The organism is Flavobacterium sediminis (assembly GCF_003148385.1).
GTDB lineage: Bacteria > Bacteroidota > Bacteroidia > Flavobacteriales > Flavobacteriaceae > Flavobacterium > Flavobacterium sediminis.
On record NZ_CP029463.1, the window covers coordinates 1,413,896 to 1,431,031 of the forward strand.

The following is a 17,136-nucleotide window of genomic DNA, read 5'->3' on the forward strand; positions in this document are numbered from 1 at the left end:
ATCAAATTTAAAACAGTATCCATTTTTTACAAAGTAAAAACGCTAAAAGAACAGATTAATTGTTTACTCTTTTTGATTTAATTAATTCCCACAACCTCCGCAGCCTCCTCCACAGGAACTGCCACATGAGCTACCACAAGAACTACCGCAAGAAAAATTATCATGATTAGAGGTAAATGTACTTTGACCTCCCTGAGATTCTAACAAATAACTAAATGAAACAGATAATAAAGACGATCCAATTAAAAAATAATTCCATTCCCAACCGTCAAAGTGAGTTCTGTCTTTGGGGATAATTTCTTTTTCATAATGACCTGAGACTTCTTTTAAGACGTTGTTATATAAGTATTGCAAATAGATGGCACTAATTACGATCAACACAATATTTATCAGCACAATAAAGAATATCGGTTTTTCTCTTGTAAAACCAATGAAGGCTCTGGTTAAACCAACAGTCAAAACAATAGAAAGAACCAAAAGATTAACGAAAAACTGTCTTTTGAAAGACACTGAATTTGACACTGTTGATTTTATGATATCTACAGCGTTTTTCACTTTTAGAAATATAGGCTTTTGTTCTAAGTTTGTTAATAAGTATTCATATCTCCATGACGTTCTTTCGTTGCAAACATCCATAATCACATTAAATTCTGTTTGCTCATGTTGCTCATACTCTTCTTCAGCTTCAAAACTATTTTCGGACACAATTCTCAGATCTCTACTAACAACCAAATTATTCAGATACCCATGAATTACATTTCTAAGACGATTTGTTTTAATGTAGATTAATTCGCTTGCATTCAGATTCCGGATAGCAGGATGGGTAAAAAGAACTTTAGCTATTTTTTTTTAGCTTGATACGATTGTAAATTGTCAGTCCTAAAAAACTAATTGTTATTAAAAGGAGAAAATCAAACAAAAATTCAGGGGTATTAATTCCAATATAGAAATCATATAAATAACGACTGAATAGAAACACTCCTGTTCCCATTATACCAATAGCTATTACTACCTGCAAAACCACATTGACCTTTGAAGGCTTAAACGTAAATGAGTCTTCGAATGATTGATCGAACCAAAATTCTTTTGGCTGCTCACCAAAATTTCTCTCATAAAGTTCTTTTGTTTTGATTACTGCTTTATCAAACTTTTCTTTTTCTTGCGGATTGTGTGTTGAAGGATATGTTCAATTCTTTTTCCTAAAATGCTACAAAAATCATTATACGATTGGGTAAAGATCAAATGCTGGTGCCAAACCACATCTACGATCTTTGAAGGTGAAACCATTACATTTTCAACTGCCGCCAGATACATAAACTTTTTGTATTCCTCTATTGCTTTTAAAGTAAAAAATGCAGTCCAGTTATTTTCAAAAGCTAAACGAGTAATAAATCCGTAACCGGATACCGCCTGATCAAACTCAAAACGTTCAATCGGATCCCAAATCTCATGATTCATATAGACAATTTTCCTTTTTTTCAAAAGTAAAAAAATTAGTCTCTTTTATGTATCAGAAATTTGCTTTTTATCCTAGACTTAAAAAAGAACTTAACTTATTTTTAAGGTTTGCTATGGTAAAATCAGCTTAAATTTGCACTTTTAAAATCCTTTTTCTATAACATGTTCCCCAAAACACTTTTACCTTTGTCGTTTAACAACCCTAAATTGCAAATCGTCAGTTTTGTTTCACTGACTTTCTGGGTTATTTGTGCATAGGTCTTCCTTTAGCAGTTTTACCCGTTTACATCCATAAAACACTTGGATTTAGCGAAATTATTGCAGGGGTTATCATAAGCTTGCAATATGTTACTACTTTTTTAGTAAGAGGAATTGCTGGTAAAATTGTAGATACCAAAGGCCCTAAACTAGCAGTTATTATCAGTATGAGCAATTTTTTACTCAGTGGTATCTTACTGTTCATTGCTTTTCATTACGAAGAAAACCGAATGTTAAGTTTAACTCTTTTAGCCATTACTCGATTAATCACCGGATGTGCTGAAGGTATGGTAGGAGCAAGCCCTATCAACTGGGCCATGTTAGTTGTAGGCGACCAACATACGGCAACAGCTATCTCATACAACGGAATTGCCAGTTATGGTGCTTTAGCCTTAGGCGCTCCTCTCGGGGTTATTATCAGTAAAAATTTCGGAATAACTACAATTTCGATCTGCATCTCGATTGTGGCCTTATTAGGATTGATGTATACGCTTTTTCAGAAATCTGTCGTAGGAAATTCTAAATCAGAACCTATTCCCTTTTTAAAAGTCTTAGGTTTGGTTACTCCTTACGGAATCTGTCTAAGTCTGGCCGGATTAGGATTCGGGGATTGTCAAATTTTATTACATTATACTATGACTATTTTAACTGGACGAATGCCGCTTTATGTTTGAGTATTTTTAGCGCCTTATTTATCCTTGGTCGCGTATTTTTTGCGAATCAGATCACTATTCGTGGCGGATTAAAAGTATCTCTGATTTGTCTAATCACCGAAACGATAGGCTTGCTCCTCTTATTTTTAGCTACGAATCCTGGTTTTGCTCTGGTAGGTGCTGCAATAACCGGCTTAGGATTTTCTCTTATTTTCCCGGCCTTAGGTGTTGAAGCCGTTCGGCTGGCACCACCTTCAAATGCGGGAGCAGCACTGGCATGCTATGGTCTTTTTATTGATCTTTCTCTAGGTGCTACCGGTCCTCTGGAAGGAACAGTGATCAACCTCTTCGGAATGAAATATTTATTCTTGTTCTGCGCTATTATGGTCGCTATAAGTATTTTTATCGTATTGAAATTAACAAACAAAAAACTTAAAAAAGAACGTATTTAAGGTTTTAGCTCTTTAATTGCATCTTTTTTGATCCAACCTTCCGTTTTATCCGTCAACTGAATTCGTTTCCAGTTATCTAATGTTTCTTTTACGAATACTTTAGTACCTTCGTGAAGTTCAAAAGCATTTTCGGCACTATTTTTAGGTTCTGATTTCACGAAAACACTTTCTGCAAAAACAATAGCCGGTCTAATTTTTCTATCAAAACGTTTTTGCAAAAACGCAGAAAGCACTGCCATTCCGAGAAGTCCTAAAACAACAAACATCCCCACAAAGAATGTTCGTTTTACATTGGTAATCGCTGAAAAATAATAGCCTACAAAAAACAATAAAAAAACTATGGAACAAACAACTGCAAACCAAGCCCAACTGTTATACGTAAGCAATGAAGTAAAATTATAGACCCATTTTGAGAACCCAACTTCCGGTACTACTTTGATGTCGTCTATAGCCCGCTTTTGAGCAAAATGTAAATTAGTCTCTATGGTTTCGTCATTAGGCTTTACTAATAGTGCTTTTTCGTAATTATAAACAGAAGGTGCTATTTCCCCAATTTATAATAACAATTCCCCAGATTGTAATACAGTTCCGCTGAAGCAACTTTCTGCTTTTCTAAAATCGATTCGTATTGCTCTGCTGCCGCTTGGTATTGTTCTTTCCGGTAATTTTCATTGGCTTTTTCAAAAATTACTTGTGCCGCATCTTGAGCCAAAACTATATTGGAAATAAAAAATACGATATAAACGATTACTTTGTTCATGACCTATAATTGTTTTTCCAGTTCCGAAATTAAACTTACTGCTTTATCGTAATCTTTTTGCATAGCTACATCTGAAGATGGTGTATAACGAGCAAATTCGCAATCGTTCATCAATTGGATAAAGTCAGAAACCGTATTGGTATTCGCATTTCTGTCCAACAATAATTCCTGAATGTTCTCTTTACTCATTTCAGATGTTTCTAAATGTAATTTAGCTTTTAAGAAATTATGCAAAGTCTTCTCCATTGCCATATAGAACGACACCTTGCTCTTCATTTGTTTCTTAGCTTCAGAAAGGTATTTTTTAGCTAATTTGTTGTTTCTTCTGATTCTGTTTCCTACTACATCAGCATCTATGGCTTCTTTTTTCTTTCTGCCTAATATGATAAACGGAATTAAAGCAAAAGGCAAAAGCAGATACAGGTAATAACGTGTTGTTCCGAAAAAGTCTTCTTTAACTAATGGTGTAAAAACTGTGTTTAATTTTATAAACTGGAATGTATTGTTTTTTACCACTTCTTGCTTAGCAACAGCGGCATTGTTTCCTCCGGCAGTATTTTCTGCTCCCTGTGTTACATTGATATCAACTTCTTTTGAAGTAATGGTTTTATATTTCTGTGTGTCCAAATCAAAATAGGAGAAAGAGATCGGTTTAATCGTATATTTCCCTTTGTATTGTGGCACAATGGTGTATGTGTCCGAGATCTTTCCGGTCATACCACTCAAAGGGGTATTGACATTTTCCTGATGTTGCGGTTCAAACGCTTCAAACGCACTAGGAAACTCCGGTTTCGGCAAATTGAATAATTTTAAGTTACCGTTACCCGTAACACTAATCTCGAGATCAAGCGATTCTCCGCTTTTTAATTCATTTTTAGACGGTTTCACCTGAAAATCAAAACTCCCTACCGCTCCTGTAAAATCAGCCGGTTTTCCGTCTTCCGGCAATGGTTTTACCGTAATACTTTTGGCTCCTGCCGAAACAGTTTTAGAGGTCGTTTCATAATCCATCATTTCAAAGAAACCACCCATCCTCTTCCGAACCGGAACGTCTACATCCAGCTCTATTTTTAAAGGTTCTAATTGTTTCACTCCGGTTTCTTGCGGATACAACAGTACTTTTCTCCATACTACCATAGCATAATCCTGCCCGTTGTACGTTCCCTGAACAGCCCGTAACTTGTCGATATCTATATGCTGACTCCAGAAACCGTTGTATTTAGGATTTTCTATTTCGCGAACATTCCGAACTGAAAAGCGCGGATCAAAATAGAGTTTGTAAACTACCGTAATAGGCTCATTCAAATAAGGATTTCCTTTAGACACTTCGGCTACAAGATGAATACCTTCTCCTGCCTTGTAATCAGGACTATTAGGGTCTTTCGGTAATTCAACTGCATTTGTAACCTTCACTTTAACCGGTTGGGTTTTGTAGACCTCTCCCCGTATTCAATGGTCGCCGATTTGATTGTCAACGTTCCTTTTTGCTTAGGTTGCAACACAAAAGAATAACTTCGGTTAAAAGATTTTACTCCGTTTACCCAGGAAAAATTAGTGGACTGAAACGGACCGCCTACAACATTAAAACCATCAAAAGAAGGCGCTTGAAAATTATCGCCATCCTGATTAATAGAAAAAGTAACCTGAAGTTTTTCATTTAATCCAAGGGAGGACTTACTCAGTTTAGCCTCAAATTTCGCTTCTTGGGCTAAGGCTGTCATTTGAAATAAAATCAATATGTAAAATAGCAGTTTTTTCATTTTACCAATCTTTGTCATTTGCAGCAGGCTGAGCCTTTACTTTCTTAGCATTGATCTTATCCTGAATTTTCTTTTCGGCGTTATTTACCGCTTCTAAAAGGTTTTCAATTTGTTGTTTATTAGCTCCGGAAGGTTTAGGTTGTGGATTATTTTGCTCCTCCTCTTTGTCCTTGCCGTCACCTTTGTCCTTTTTATCGTCGCCTTTATCACTATTATCTTTTTGATCTCCTTTATCCTGATCGTTTTTATCCTTGTTGTCGCCCTTATCTTTGTTGTCTTTGTTGTCTTTGTTGTCGCCTTGCTCTTTGTTTTGCTGATTCTGCTGGTTTTGCTGATCTTTATTGTTATCCCCGCCGTTTTTATCTTTATTGTTATCTCCTTGCGACGGGTTATCTTTTAATTTTTGTTTGGCCAACGCATAATTGTAACGTGTTTCTTCGTCATAAGGATTATTTCGCAACGCATTTTTATAGGCTTCAACAGCAGCCTGATAATTCTCTTCTTTCATAAAGGCATTCCCAAGATTATGAAATGCTTTATGTTTTTGTTCCTTTGTTTTAGCCGTTTCGACTGCATTATAGAATTTATATTTGGCTTCGCCGGGATTATTCTGACGATAAATACTATTCCCGAGATTGTACTCAGCAACGGCTTTTTTATCAGCATTATTAGATTGCGAGACTCTAAAATCAACCTCAGCATCAATGTATTTTTTCTGGTCAAATGCTACTGTACCGTCATAGAGGTTTTGGTCTTTGTTTTGTGCAAAGATGATTGATGATACAAAAACCGTTAAAGCTACTATAATCCTTTCCATACTATCTTTCGTTAAATAAATTCAATTTTTGCAACCATTTTGTTTTGCGTTCCAAAAAGAAAATATCTAATAATAACAGGACAAATGCTATTCCTACAAACCATTGGTATTGTGTTTGGTATTCAGCTATTTGTTGTGTTTCAAATTCAGTTTTTTCAATATTGTCTAAAGCATTTTTGATTTGCTCTACTACTTCTTTGGTTGAATTCCCCGGAATATAGCCTCCGTCTGCATTTTCTGCAATAGTTTCGAGTGTTTCCGGATGCATCTGAGTAATTACAGTCTCTCCGTTGCTATCTTTCTTATATTCTTCAACCCGACCGTTTCGATCTTTAATAGGTATAGGACCTCCTTTTTCAGTTCCTACTCCGATCGTAATGATCTTAATTCCTTTTTCTTTGGCTATTTCACTCGCCTGATCGGCTCCGTCACCATGATCTTCTCCGTCAGAAACTAAAATAATCAGTTTACTGGTGTCAACAGCATCAAAGTAATTTGTTGCCATATTGATCGCATCATTCAGAGCTGTTCCTTGCGATGAAACCATATCGGTATTCATGTTCTGAAGATACATTTTTGCAATACTATAATCCGTTGTCATGGGTAAAACCGGATATGCACTTCCCGCATAACCTACAATACCAATCCTGTCACTCCCTAAACTATTGATGATCTGACTGATTAGCTGTTTTGATTTTTCAAGACGATTAGGAGCCACATCTTCAGCCAGCATACTTTTGGACACGTCCAAAGCAAAAACAATATCAATTCCCTGACGTTTTACCGTTTCCATTTTGGTTCCTATTTTAGGATTTACCAAAGCAATAATCAAAGCTACAAGTACTAATGCTAGCGTAACAAATTTCAGAATCGGTTTAAAAACGGAGCTATCGGGTGCTAATTGTTTTAACAGTTCATCATCGGCAAATTCACGACGTTTTTTTCTTCCCCAGAACAACTGAAGCATGAACAAAACGGTCACCAATGCCAGTAACACTAAAAAATATAAATATTTTGGTTCTTCTAATTGCATAATTTTATAAGAAACCTCTAAAAACGGTGTTTTTTAATAACATTTCTAATCCTAACAGGATCAAAGCAAAAAGCACATAGGGTTTAAATTTTTCATCGTAATTGAAATATTTTTTTTCTTCAACCTCTGTAGTTTCCAACTTATTGATCTCTGTATAAATTTCTTCTAATTTTTTATTACTGGTTGCTCTGAAATATTTTCCTTCAGTAGTTTTTGCAATCTCTTTCATCAGATTCTCATCGATTTCAACAGGCATGTTCCGGAATAAGAACTGTCCGTTTCTCGGATCCTTTGCATAAGGGAAAGGCGCTGTTCCATTAGTCCCTATACCAATGGTATATACTTTTATTCCATACTCCTTAGCAATATCTGCCGCCATTCGCGGATCTATAGTTCCGGCATTGTTTACTCCGTCTGTTAAAAGGATAATGATTCTGCTTTTTGCCTTGCTGTCTTTCAAACGATTGATAGCCGTAGCCAAACCTACACCAATACCTGTTCCGTCAGCTAAAACCGTATCGTCATATTCAATGGTATTTAATGATTGTTGCACCATTGCTTTGTCTGATGTTACCGGAGTTCTGGTATAACTTTCTCCGGCATAGACCACTAAACCGATTCGGTCATTTATCCGGTCTTCAATAAATTTTGAAGCTACTCTTTTTAACGCTTCTAAACGGTTTGGTTTTAAATCTCTGGCCAGCATACTTCCGGAAACGTCAATTGCCATTACAATATCAATTCCTTTAGTTACTCTTGATTTTGCCGAAACATCCACGCTTCTTGGCCGTGCTAAAGCAACAATGATAGCGCTCAGCGCCAGCAACCTCATCACTAATAAAAGCGGTCTAAGTTTGGCTAAAAGTGTACCGCTATTTTGAAAAGGTCGGATTGAACTTATCTTTAACGTTGCGGTTTGTTCTTTTCGTTTAAAAAAATACCAGGCTATTGCTAATGGCAAAGCCAAAAACAACCAAAAGAACTCCGGATGTAAAAACGTTACATTAGTCATTTGGTATTGCTTTTTTTAGTTCTACTGAGTCTAAGACTTTATCCATTACCTCTGCAGCGTATTGGTCGTCTTCTCTCGATATAAGCCATAAGATTTGAGCTCCTCCTTTTTGAGCAAAAACCAATAGCATGTACTTCATTTTTTCCTCTTCTTTAGTAACCTGATTCAAAGCGGTAAATGTTCCTTGTGCTCTCTTGCCGGTTATCCCTTTCGGATCTTCATAATCATCAGTCTGAACAACCATATTATGTGCGCCTAACAACTCAGCTTGTCTTAATTCTCTTTCTGCCGCCTGACTTATATCTAATTGCGTGGTATCTTTGAAAGCTATCGTTTTCAGCGTTATTGAAAAATTATCTGTTAAACTTCCGTAACTGAACATTGCTGTTCCTTTTATGTGCGCCGGAAGATTATTCTGGGTTTTCTCATCCACAATTCGTTTCAACACTTTTGGTGTCGACACTATAATTGCCGGATCTCCGTAATCCGATGTAACCCATTCTCCTTCTAATAAAGACTTAGCAGAATGTCCGACCCATTTATCCCGAATATACGTTGTTCCCTTGGAAACAAGAAAGAACGTCAGAACAATCATCATCAGAAAAGCCATCACTCCTAACGGGATCGCTAATCGTTGCATTTTTTGTTTCTTTTCCTTTTTCCGTTTGAGTTCTTCTGCAAATTGATTTTCTGCTTCTTCATCTGTTCTCGGAATTGCTTTATCCAAAGACATTAAGAAACTGTCAATTATTCTTTTATCATTTTCGATCTCAAAGTCTAACGGTTTTGACTTGGCAAATTTAACCAAATCAGCAGTTGCCATTACTCTTTTAAACCGCTCTAGGGTTTCTCTGTTTAACTTAATATTTTTTTGGCGAACTGCGACGATTAAAGACTCGTATAATTCTCCGGAAGTACTTTCCATTGCCGGAACTTCAACTGCTTCTTCAATGTAAGTTCGTGTAATATCGGTCAATTCAGAATAGTATGCTTTTGTTTCTCCTTTTTGCCAAAGCTCTTTTTTCTCTAAAACCTGTAGCTGATTTAACGCTTTTTCAATAGGAGATGCAAATAATTCTTCTTCAACCTTATTTTGTTTATCCTGACGATTTTTAATAAAATAATACAACCCGAAACCAATAGCAGCAATTGCCAGTAAAGCCAATATCCAATACAACCATTCGTAGTTGAACGGTTCTTCAACTGAAACAATCGGTTTAATATCATACAGCTGTTGCTTCAAAGTATCTACGACAACATTGTTTACTACAACAGTAAAAGAATCGGTTTTAGTGATCTTATTATTAATTACTACCTGAAGTGGCGGTACCACGTATCGACCGGAATCGAATTGGGTTAAACCATATTTTTTAATTAATTCCAGCTTGTCTTCTTTTCTGACAGTATCAACCGGATATGATTCTACTATTTCTAACGGTCCGAAGAACTGACCTTCAGGGAAGACTACTTTATCGGAACTTTTGACCCCTGGGCTTTTATTGTTAAATTAAACTGAGAGCCTATTTTTATCTGAGTAGAATCAACCGAAGACGTTATTGATTGAGAAAAGGAAACTGAACTGATGAAAAAGAAAAAGATAATGAGACATCTCGACTCTGCTCGATGTGACAAAATCTTAAAAAATAAGTCTTTAACATTAAATTTTTTACTAGTTTTCATTTTAATCTTTCTTCTTTTCTCTACTTTCTATGCTCTAAAATCTAATTTCTCGATTTAAAATAGCCTAAAAGCTTGGTCACATAACTTTCATCGACTCTTGAACTTACACTACCGGCACCACAGCGTGAAAAGGTATTGGTAAAATAGTGTACGTTATCATGATAGTATTTCTCATAATTTTGACGTACTGCCTTAGAATTAGTATCTACCCAAAGTGTTTCTCTTGTTTCAGCGTCCAGCATATTAACCATCCCTATGTTAGGCAAGGCTTCTTCTCTTCTGTCAAAAACCCGAATTCCGGTTACATCATGCTTTTTAGCAGCTATTTTTAATGTATGCTCGTAATCTCCTATCATAAAATCGGAGATCAAAAATACAATTGCTTTTTTCTTAAGCACGCTCGACAAAAAACGCAATGCCTGAGCCAGATCGGTTTTTTTACTTTTTGGTGTAAACTCTATGAGCTCTCTGATAATTCTCAGAACGTGAGATTTTCCTTTTTTAGGCGGAATAAATAATTCTATTTCGTCTGAAAATAAAATCAGTCCTACTTTATCGTTGTTCTGAGTGGATGAAAAAGCTAATGTTGCCGCAATTTCAGTAATAATTTCGCTTTTCAATTGATTTTTGGTACCAAAACTTTCCGAACCACTACAATCTACCATCAACATCATGGTCAACTCCCGTTCTTCTTCAAAAACTTTCACATAAGGTTCATTGTAGCGTGCCGTTACATTCCAATCAATAGCCCGAACATCATCTCCGAACTGATATTGACGCACCTCAGAAAATGTCATCCCTCGTCCTTTAAAGGATGTGTGATATTCTCCCGAAAAGACATGATCGCTCAATCTTCGGGTTTTGATTTCTATTTTTCGAACTTTTTTGAGAATTTCTTTGGTATCCATAATTTAAGTCTTAAAGTGAAAAGTCAAAAGTCTTAGGCTCTTAAAAATTATTTTCTTTGAACTCAGGACTTCAGGCTTGAGACTTCTATTAAGGCACTTCTACTTCGTTCACAATTTTGTTAATAATGTCTACGGAAGTGATATTTTCTGCTTCTGCCTCGTAGGTTATTCCTATTCTGTGGCGCAATACATCATGAACAACTGCTCTCACATCTTCCGGGATCACATAGCCTCTACGCTTAATAAATGCATAGCATTTGGCTGCCGTAGCTAAATTGATACTACCACGGGGAGAAGCTCCGAAACTGATCAGAGGTTTTAATTCTTCCAATTTGTATTTTTCCGGATAACGGGTAGCGAAGATAATATCTAAAATATATTTTTCAATTTTTTCATCCATATAAACTTCACGAACTGCTTCCTGAGCCCGCAAAATCTGTTCTGTTGAAATAACTTGTTTCACTTTTTCGAAACCACCGCTTAAATTCTGGCGAATAACAATACGTTCGTCTTCCATTTTAGGGTAATCAATTACCACTTTTAGCATAAAACGGTCAACTTGCGCTTCCGGAAGCGGGTATGTTCCCTCTTGTTCCACCGGATTTTGTGTTGCCATTACCAGAAAAGGCTTATCTAATTTAAAAGTTTCATCTCCGATGGTTACCTGTTTTTCCTGCATGGCTTCCAACAAGGCAGACTGTACTTTTGCCGGAGCACGATTAATCTCATCTGCTAAAACGAAGTTAGCAAATATAGGCCCTTTCTTTATTGTGAAATCATTTTCCTTGATATTGTAGATCATTGTTCCTACAACATCTGCCGGTAATAAATCCGGTGTAAACTGAATTCTGCTAAAGCTACCGTGAACTGCTTGTGATAGCGTATTAATCGCTAACGTTTTTGCTAATCCCGGTACACCTTCCAGCAGAATGTGTCCTTGACCTAATAGTCCGATCAGCAATCTTTCAATCATTTGCTTTTGCCCCACAATTACCTTATTCATCTCCAAGGTCAGCAAATCCACAAATGCACTTTCTCTTTCTATTTTCTCATTGATTGCCCTGATGTCTAAAGTAGCCGTATTATCTTCCATCTTTATTTGTTTTTAACATGTCAAAAATTGAAAATATTTTTAACATTTCAAAATTCAAAATTTATTTAGGACTACGGTGTTAATATAGCGTTAAAAAAAATCAGCTAAACACTATAAAAGCTGCTTTTTATGAATTTCTTTTTATACTTTTAAGAAAATTTTAAATTGTTTCATATTCAACATGATAAAATCAAATGTGATCGCCGGAGTTATGAACTGGGGTGTATGGGGTAAAAATCTCAGTATTTCAGAAATGGCGGAGCGAATAAATTGTCTTATTTCCGAAGGTATTTACTGCTTTGACCATGCTGACATTTACGGCGGTTATTCTACAGAAGAAAGTTTTGGAAATGCCTTACAAAAGGCAAATGTTGCCAGAGAAAAAATCCAATTAATCACAAAGTGTGGTATTCAATATGTTTGTGAGGCTAAGCCTCACACTATCAAACATTATGATTATTCAAAAGAGCATATTACAGCAGCAGTTCATCAATCTCTTAAAAACCTGAAAACAGATTATCTGGATATTCTTTTACTCCATAGGCCAAGTCCGCTTTTACAAGCAGAAGAAGTTGCTGAAACTATTACGCAGTTGAAAAAGGAAGGTAAAATACTGGGGTTTGGCGTGTCGAATTTTTTACCACACCAAACAGCACTTTTGCGACGTTACATTCCTGTAGACTACAACCAGATTCAATTTTCCGCAACTCATTACCATCCAATGACAAATGGTGAACTTGATTATATGAAACTCCACGATATTCAGCCAATGGCATGGAATCCACTGGGCTCAGTTTTCAGAGAGGAAAATGAGCAAACCAATCGCTTAAAAATGTTATTGGCCGATCTTATTTTAAAATATGAGGTTTCAGCCGAAATCATCTTGCTGACATGGATATTAAGACATCCGTCTAAAATTATTCCGGTCATAGGAACTACTAATTTAGATCGTATTTTGAATTTAAAAAAACTACTGGATTTTGAATTAGAAACAGAAGATTGGTTCGCTATCTGGACTGCGAGCATGGGACATAGGGTACCTTAAAAAATTAGAGAATGATTAATAAACGCTTACTTATCAAGAATTTATTAGCTCATCATGACGAGAGTTCGTTTTATGATAAAAAGCGACAATTAAATCTGCACACTAAAGAAGGAAAAGCTAAGTTTCTAAAACATATTTGTGCGTTATCAAACTCTAATCCGGCTAATAATTCTTATATTATTGTGGGAGTTGAAGATGAGAGCAACGAAATTACCGGAGATGATTTTTTTGATGACAGTAAAATTCAGAATTTAGTCAATGCCTATTTGAACAATCCTCCTAAAATTCAATATGAAAACATTCATTTTCCTAACCTGAATAAGGACAGGGTTGTAGGATTGGTCACTATAAAACCTAAAAGTAAAGTATCTTCTTTTAAGAAAGGGATTTATACTATTTTACCTAATACTATTTTTGTAAGAAGAGGCAGTAATTCTATACCTACAGAAGATAGAATTCCGTATTCGAAAAGTAACACAGAGACTGTAATCAGCATCGAAAACAATTCGAGAAATAGTATTGAACATACTTTAGATGGTGTGATTGATTTTCTGTACAATCGGCATAGCGACTTAGAATCCGGTTATAAGGTTTTTAAAGAGTTATTTGTAGTTTGCTGGGCCGGTATTCAGAAAAAAGTAAGGAATAAAGAGTTACTTTCGCGCGTTGATATTGAGCTTATTAACGAACAAATCAAACTATTCTATTCCGCGCAGGACGAGGTAACTTTAGAGTTTGACGACCATACTTTTATCATAACGGAATATATTGCTTTGGGAATCAATGACAGGACAAGTTACTATCCGTTAGAAAAACTTGTAATCACTTTTTTTGATAATGGCTACTATAAAATGGAAACGGAAATGTTGTTTGAACCTCCACAGTACAATAGAAAATTATTGCATCACATATACAATTCGAATTTAACACTACTGAAGAAACTGGGAAATGGAATCACTCTAAATACAAGAGAAGGATTAGACTTAGAGCATTTGCCTTCTACTTTAATGTTGTGCTATTTAAACGGGTTTGAGGAAGCCAAAGAAAAGCTCATTAACGCTAAACCTCTTTTAAAATCCTGGCAAGACCCTAAGGTTTATCAGTCTTTTAAAGAGGTTATGCGCGTCTTGAGAAAAATGAAATACAATTAAAAAAACTGTGTTCTTTTTCTCATTAAGATCATTCCGAGAAATCCTAAGTTCAAAATAATTCCAAAGAAATAGATTACTTTAAATTCAAGATTTACATCGTTAAAAATCAAATTTTTAGTCTCTCTTGTAAAATCAAAGAAATACAGAGCTAAATCCATGATGGTATAAACCCAAAGAAAAGCCAAAAAGACTAAAACCATAACAACTTTTGAGAACATTTTCATTTTACTGGGTGTTTTTATTCTATAACTTACTACTCTTTTTCAAAAATTAAAGTTACGAGAATATACCCTTTACTTGGATACAGAAAAAATGTATATTTTGTTAAAGTTTTAGATTAGATAAATCCATAGTTTTTTGCTTCCCTAACGATATCTTCGTCAGTTCCGCCTTTAATTAAGAAGTATTCTTTGATCTGTGCTTTTCTTTTATCGATAGCACTTATTCCCAGATTTATATAATTCGGCATGTTTTTAGTCAGTACTCCTTTTGCCAATAGCTGGATAATTTCACGATTATGTTCGTCTAAAAAAATAGCATTTTTATTATCCATTAGTTCGTTGATACTTTCCTCAACCGTTTTTGTGTAGTACACTTCATTTTCCATTATACTCTCAAAAGCATTGAGCAATTCATCAGCAGTAAAATCACTTTTGACTAACAATCCTTTAGGCTCAATATTCCTTTTTATGTCAAATAAAGTAAATGCTTCGGCATGAGAAGTCAGGATCATAATCTTAATTACTGGGAACTTCTTTTTAATAAGCATGGCTAAATCCTGCCCTGAAAAAATTTTCTCTTGCTCATAAGGCGGCAAACTTAGATCTATAAATGCCATATCAAAAGCATACAAATCTTCAGTTTTAGTAATAATTTCATAGGCTGATTGACAATTATAAGCCGGGGTTACATTGATCCCATACCCTAAATCATTAAAAGTCAAAATACTTTTATATCCTTCAATCATGGAAGGGTGGTCGTCAATCATTAAAATATTAAGTATTTTTTTATCCATGGTTAGCGGCGAGATTAATTTTAATCAAAAGTGTTGTTCCAGTGCCAATTTCGGAAAAAATTTTGAATTGACCATCAATGTTATCTGTTCTTTCCTTAATGTTCTTAAGTCCAATACCTTTCTTAACTTTATCTGTATTAAAGCCAATACCGTCATCTTTTATCAGAAGTTTCAGTTCATTATCTACTAATGAAACCTTTATAAATAAAGTTTTAGCTTTAGCATACTTATTACAATTATTCATTGCTTCCTGAATAATACGATATAAGTTCATTTTTACAGAAGCACTAATGGTGTCCCATGTTATATTCTGATCAATTTCCCGAATACATTTTGTACCGAATACGGTTTCCTGTTCCTCACATAGTTCCTCCAGAATAGCATTAAAGTTATTCTGATTATGAAATAAAGATTCGTTTGATAGTTCATGGGAAATACCTCTTACTTCTTTTTCAATATTCTGAATCTCATTAATATAGGCAAGGCATTTTTGAATAGTTTCGGGGTCCGTTTTTTTATTTAAAATAAAAAGATTTAATCGGGTGCTAGCCAGTTTATTCATTACACCATCGTGTAATTCTCTGGCAATTCTTTTCTTTTCAAAACTACGCGCATTATCTAATTTGGACTGTTGTTCCAGCATTAACTGGTAAATTTCTTCATTTGCCTGTTGTTGCTCCTGGGTCAATAATAATTGTTTTTGCTTGTTTCTCTGGTAAAAGATAATAAAAAGCAACACTCCGAAAAAGGTTATTGCCAATGCTCCGTATAAAATAGTGTTTTTTTCTGATGAGATTTTTTCTTTTTCACTTAATATTTCATCTGTCTCGTATTTTATTCTGGCTAATTTATTTCTGGTATTTCGTTCCATATCCTGGAGGCTATCACTTAACCTGATATACTCCTTAGCATATTTCAACCCGTTTTTAGGATCAATTTGTGTGAAAAAGTCAAGAGTGGTCAGTACCTCTATATTATAACGAGATGCTTTTGCTAACTTGTAAGCTTCTTCGTTTAATTGCCACGCTTTTACAGTGTCTTTTTGTCCTAAATAATATTCTGAAAGATGAGTTCTGCTTTTGATCTTTCCTGCTGTATCGTTAATACTATCTCTTATTTTTAAGGCATTGTTAAAATCTTTCAGAGCATTGTCATTATTCAGCTTAAAATTAGAATACGCATAATAATCTAATATTGAAGAATAGAGAACCGGATGGATCTCTCTGACTTTTTCATTTTTTAAAGCTACGGAATAATATTCCAGTGCCTTATCAAACTTATTCTGAATCAGATAAACATAGCCAATATTATTAAGAACTTGTGCTTTATACAGTGGTGTGTAAATATCCTTCTGAAGATTATCTGTTTGCTTTAAAGCTTTGAAGTGATATTCCAGAGATTTTTCATAATTTTTTAACCCGGCTAAGGAACTCCCCAAATTAACATAACATTCGTAAATCAAACCTTGGTCACGGAGCTCCTTTGCAATATTTAAGACTTTAATAGTCTGTGCTTCACTTCCCAGAAAATCTTTTTCATACAATAGCACGTAGGCTATATGAAGCATTGTTTTAGCTAGGTTATATTTGTCATTAAGTTTATTATATTTTTTTTCTGCTTTTAAGTAATAATAATAAGCACTATCGTTTTTTGATGTAAAAAAATAATAATCTCCGATATAATAATTCCCTTTGGCAATACCTAAAGAATCATCTTGCAGCTTACTTAAAGACAGTGCTTTTCTACTTTCTATTAAATAATTATCATATTCCAATAAAGCATAATAACGATTTGCTACTTTAAAAACATTCTTAACTTTAAGAGAATCCTTATCTGACATCAGATCGACAATGTTTTTTGCCGAATCCAAATAACTGAGCTTTTGATTTTTACTTAAATCGTTATTATAAACTTCTTGAAAATAATAATCCAGCTTACTATCAGAACGAACCCTCTTATCGTTACCTGTACAGGAAATGATAAAAATTACACTTGCTAAAAAACCAACAAAATACTTCAAGATCAAATTGCTTTTATAGCA

Annotated in this window: 19 protein-coding genes; 4 read left to right on the forward strand and 15 right to left on the reverse strand. The window is 34.9% G+C overall.

Features of this window, described 5'->3' with window-relative positions; translation table 11 throughout:
- Window positions 1–81: 81 nt before the first annotated feature.
- A complete protein-coding gene (locus DI487_RS06510) occupies window positions 82–732 on the reverse strand; it encodes a hypothetical protein (protein WP_146193381.1) in 651 nt (216 codons plus the stop codon).
- A gap of 399 nt (window positions 733–1,131) precedes the next feature.
- Window positions 1,132–1,458, reverse strand: a complete 327-nt coding sequence (locus DI487_RS06515) for a glycine-rich domain-containing protein (RefSeq protein ID WP_109568914.1) — start codon at window positions 1,456–1,458, stop codon at window positions 1,132–1,134.
- Between the two features lie 206 nt (window positions 1,459–1,664).
- Between DI487_RS06515 and DI487_RS16165 the strand changes: the two genes are divergently transcribed.
- Window positions 1,665–2,390, forward strand: a complete 726-nt coding sequence (locus DI487_RS16165) for an MFS transporter (RefSeq protein ID WP_394335979.1) — start codon at window positions 1,665–1,667, stop codon at window positions 2,388–2,390.
- Window positions 2,387–2,821 carry an MFS transporter gene (locus DI487_RS16170; RefSeq protein WP_218925790.1) on the forward strand — a complete coding sequence of 145 codons (435 nt, stop codon included), beginning with the start codon at window positions 2,387–2,389 and terminating at the stop codon, window positions 2,819–2,821. Before DI487_RS16165 ends, DI487_RS16170 begins: the two co-directional genes overlap by 4 nt.
- Here the strand turns inward: DI487_RS16170 and DI487_RS16575 are convergent.
- From DI487_RS16575 to DI487_RS06560, 10 genes are all read right to left on the reverse strand, one after another.
- On the reverse strand, window positions 2,818–3,207 hold the full coding sequence (locus DI487_RS16575) for an SH3 domain-containing protein (RefSeq protein ID WP_317046275.1): 390 nt from the start codon (window positions 3,205–3,207) through the stop codon (window positions 2,818–2,820). The two genes, DI487_RS16170 and DI487_RS16575, sit on opposite strands and share 4 nt — an antisense overlap.
- A gap of 155 nt (window positions 3,208–3,362) precedes the next feature.
- The gene (locus DI487_RS16580; RefSeq protein ID WP_317046276.1) at window positions 3,363–3,581 is read right to left on the reverse strand and encodes a hypothetical protein; all 219 of its coding nucleotides are present in this window, start codon (window positions 3,579–3,581) and stop codon (window positions 3,363–3,365) included.
- Between the two features lie 3 nt (window positions 3,582–3,584).
- Window positions 3,585–4,994, reverse strand: coding sequence for a BatD family protein (locus tag DI487_RS06530; protein WP_317046277.1), 1,410 nt, complete (start codon window positions 4,992–4,994; stop codon window positions 3,585–3,587).
- Window positions 4,991–5,341, reverse strand: coding sequence for a BatD family protein (locus tag DI487_RS16585; RefSeq protein ID WP_317046278.1), 351 nt, complete (start codon window positions 5,339–5,341; stop codon window positions 4,991–4,993). Before DI487_RS16585 ends, DI487_RS06530 begins: the two co-directional genes overlap by 4 nt.
- A gap of 1 nt (window position 5,342) precedes the next feature.
- Complete coding sequence (locus DI487_RS06535; protein ID WP_109568915.1) at window positions 5,343–6,158, reverse strand: tetratricopeptide repeat protein; 816 nt, start codon at window positions 6,156–6,158, stop codon at window positions 5,343–5,345.
- A 1-nt stretch (window position 6,159) separates the two neighbouring features.
- Window positions 6,160–7,191, reverse strand: a complete 1,032-nt coding sequence (locus tag DI487_RS06540; protein ID WP_109568916.1) for a vWA domain-containing protein — start codon at window positions 7,189–7,191, stop codon at window positions 6,160–6,162.
- A gap of 4 nt (window positions 7,192–7,195) precedes the next feature.
- Window positions 7,196–8,203: a vWA domain-containing protein gene (locus DI487_RS06545; protein ID WP_109568917.1), complete on the reverse strand. Its 1,008-nt coding sequence runs from the start codon at window positions 8,201–8,203 to the stop codon at window positions 7,196–7,198.
- Window positions 8,196–9,536, reverse strand: a complete 1,341-nt coding sequence (locus tag DI487_RS06550) for a hypothetical protein (protein WP_109568918.1) — start codon at window positions 9,534–9,536, stop codon at window positions 8,196–8,198. Before DI487_RS06550 ends, DI487_RS06545 begins: the two co-directional genes overlap by 8 nt.
- 388 nt (window positions 9,537–9,924) lie before the next feature.
- The gene (locus DI487_RS06555; RefSeq protein ID WP_109568919.1) at window positions 9,925–10,791 is read right to left on the reverse strand and encodes a DUF58 domain-containing protein; all 867 of its coding nucleotides are present in this window, start codon (window positions 10,789–10,791) and stop codon (window positions 9,925–9,927) included.
- A gap of 88 nt (window positions 10,792–10,879) precedes the next feature.
- Complete coding sequence (locus DI487_RS06560) at window positions 10,880–11,884, reverse strand: AAA family ATPase (protein WP_109568920.1); 1,005 nt, start codon at window positions 11,882–11,884, stop codon at window positions 10,880–10,882.
- 181 nt (window positions 11,885–12,065) lie between these two features.
- Between DI487_RS06560 and DI487_RS06565 the strand changes: the two genes are divergently transcribed.
- Both DI487_RS06565 and DI487_RS06570 read left to right on the forward strand, forming a co-directional pair.
- A complete protein-coding gene (locus tag DI487_RS06565; protein ID WP_109568921.1) occupies window positions 12,066–12,929 on the forward strand; it encodes an aldo/keto reductase in 864 nt (287 codons plus the stop codon).
- Between the two features lie 11 nt (window positions 12,930–12,940).
- Window positions 12,941–14,080 (forward strand): ATP-binding protein, encoded by a 1,140-nt coding sequence (locus DI487_RS06570; RefSeq protein WP_109568922.1) that lies wholly within the window; start codon window positions 12,941–12,943, stop codon window positions 14,078–14,080.
- Here the strand turns inward: DI487_RS06570 and DI487_RS06575 are convergent.
- From DI487_RS06575 to DI487_RS06585, 3 genes are all read right to left on the reverse strand, one after another.
- Window positions 14,077–14,304, reverse strand: coding sequence for a hypothetical protein (locus tag DI487_RS06575; protein WP_109568923.1), 228 nt, complete (start codon window positions 14,302–14,304; stop codon window positions 14,077–14,079). The genes DI487_RS06570 and DI487_RS06575 overlap by 4 nt on opposite strands.
- A 113-nt stretch (window positions 14,305–14,417) precedes the next feature.
- Window positions 14,418–15,095, reverse strand: a complete 678-nt coding sequence (locus DI487_RS06580) for a response regulator (protein WP_109568924.1) — start codon at window positions 15,093–15,095, stop codon at window positions 14,418–14,420.
- On the reverse strand, window positions 15,088–17,115 hold the full coding sequence (locus tag DI487_RS06585) for a tetratricopeptide repeat-containing sensor histidine kinase (RefSeq protein WP_109568925.1): 2,028 nt from the start codon (window positions 17,113–17,115) through the stop codon (window positions 15,088–15,090). Before DI487_RS06585 ends, DI487_RS06580 begins: the two co-directional genes overlap by 8 nt.
- Between the last annotated feature and the right edge of the window lie 21 nt (window positions 17,116–17,136).

Bases quoted from the DNA above. Each gene is read 5' to 3' on its own strand.
- DI487_RS06515 (WP_109568914.1), bottom strand. From the start codon at position 1,458: ATGAATCATGAGATTTGGGATCCGATTGAACGTTTTGAGTTTGATCAG.
- DI487_RS06580 (WP_109568924.1), bottom strand. From the start codon at position 15,095: ATGGATAAAAAAATACTTAATATTTTAATGATTGACGACCACCCTTCC.
- DI487_RS06535 (WP_109568915.1), bottom strand. From the start codon at position 6,158: ATGGAAAGGATTATAGTAGCTTTAACGGTTTTTGTATCATCAATCATC.
- DI487_RS16580 (WP_317046276.1), bottom strand. From the start codon at position 3,581: ATGAACAAAGTAATCGTTTATATCGTATTTTTTATTTCCAATATAGTT.
- DI487_RS06570 (WP_109568922.1), top strand. From the start codon at position 12,941: ATGATTAATAAACGCTTACTTATCAAGAATTTATTAGCTCATCATGAC.
- DI487_RS06540 (WP_109568916.1), bottom strand. From the start codon at position 7,191: ATGCAATTAGAAGAACCAAAATATTTATATTTTTTAGTGTTACTGGCA.
- DI487_RS06565 (WP_109568921.1), top strand. From the start codon at position 12,066: ATGATAAAATCAAATGTGATCGCCGGAGTTATGAACTGGGGTGTATGG.
- DI487_RS06575 (WP_109568923.1), bottom strand. From the start codon at position 14,304: ATGAAAATGTTCTCAAAAGTTGTTATGGTTTTAGTCTTTTTGGCTTTT.
- DI487_RS06555 (WP_109568919.1), bottom strand. From the start codon at position 10,791: ATGGATACCAAAGAAATTCTCAAAAAAGTTCGAAAAATAGAAATCAAA.
- DI487_RS06545 (WP_109568917.1), bottom strand. From the start codon at position 8,203: ATGACTAATGTAACGTTTTTACATCCGGAGTTCTTTTGGTTGTTTTTG.
- DI487_RS16585 (WP_317046278.1), bottom strand. From the start codon at position 5,341: ATGAAAAAACTGCTATTTTACATATTGATTTTATTTCAAATGACAGCC.
- DI487_RS06560 (WP_109568920.1), bottom strand. From the start codon at position 11,884: ATGGAAGATAATACGGCTACTTTAGACATCAGGGCAATCAATGAGAAA.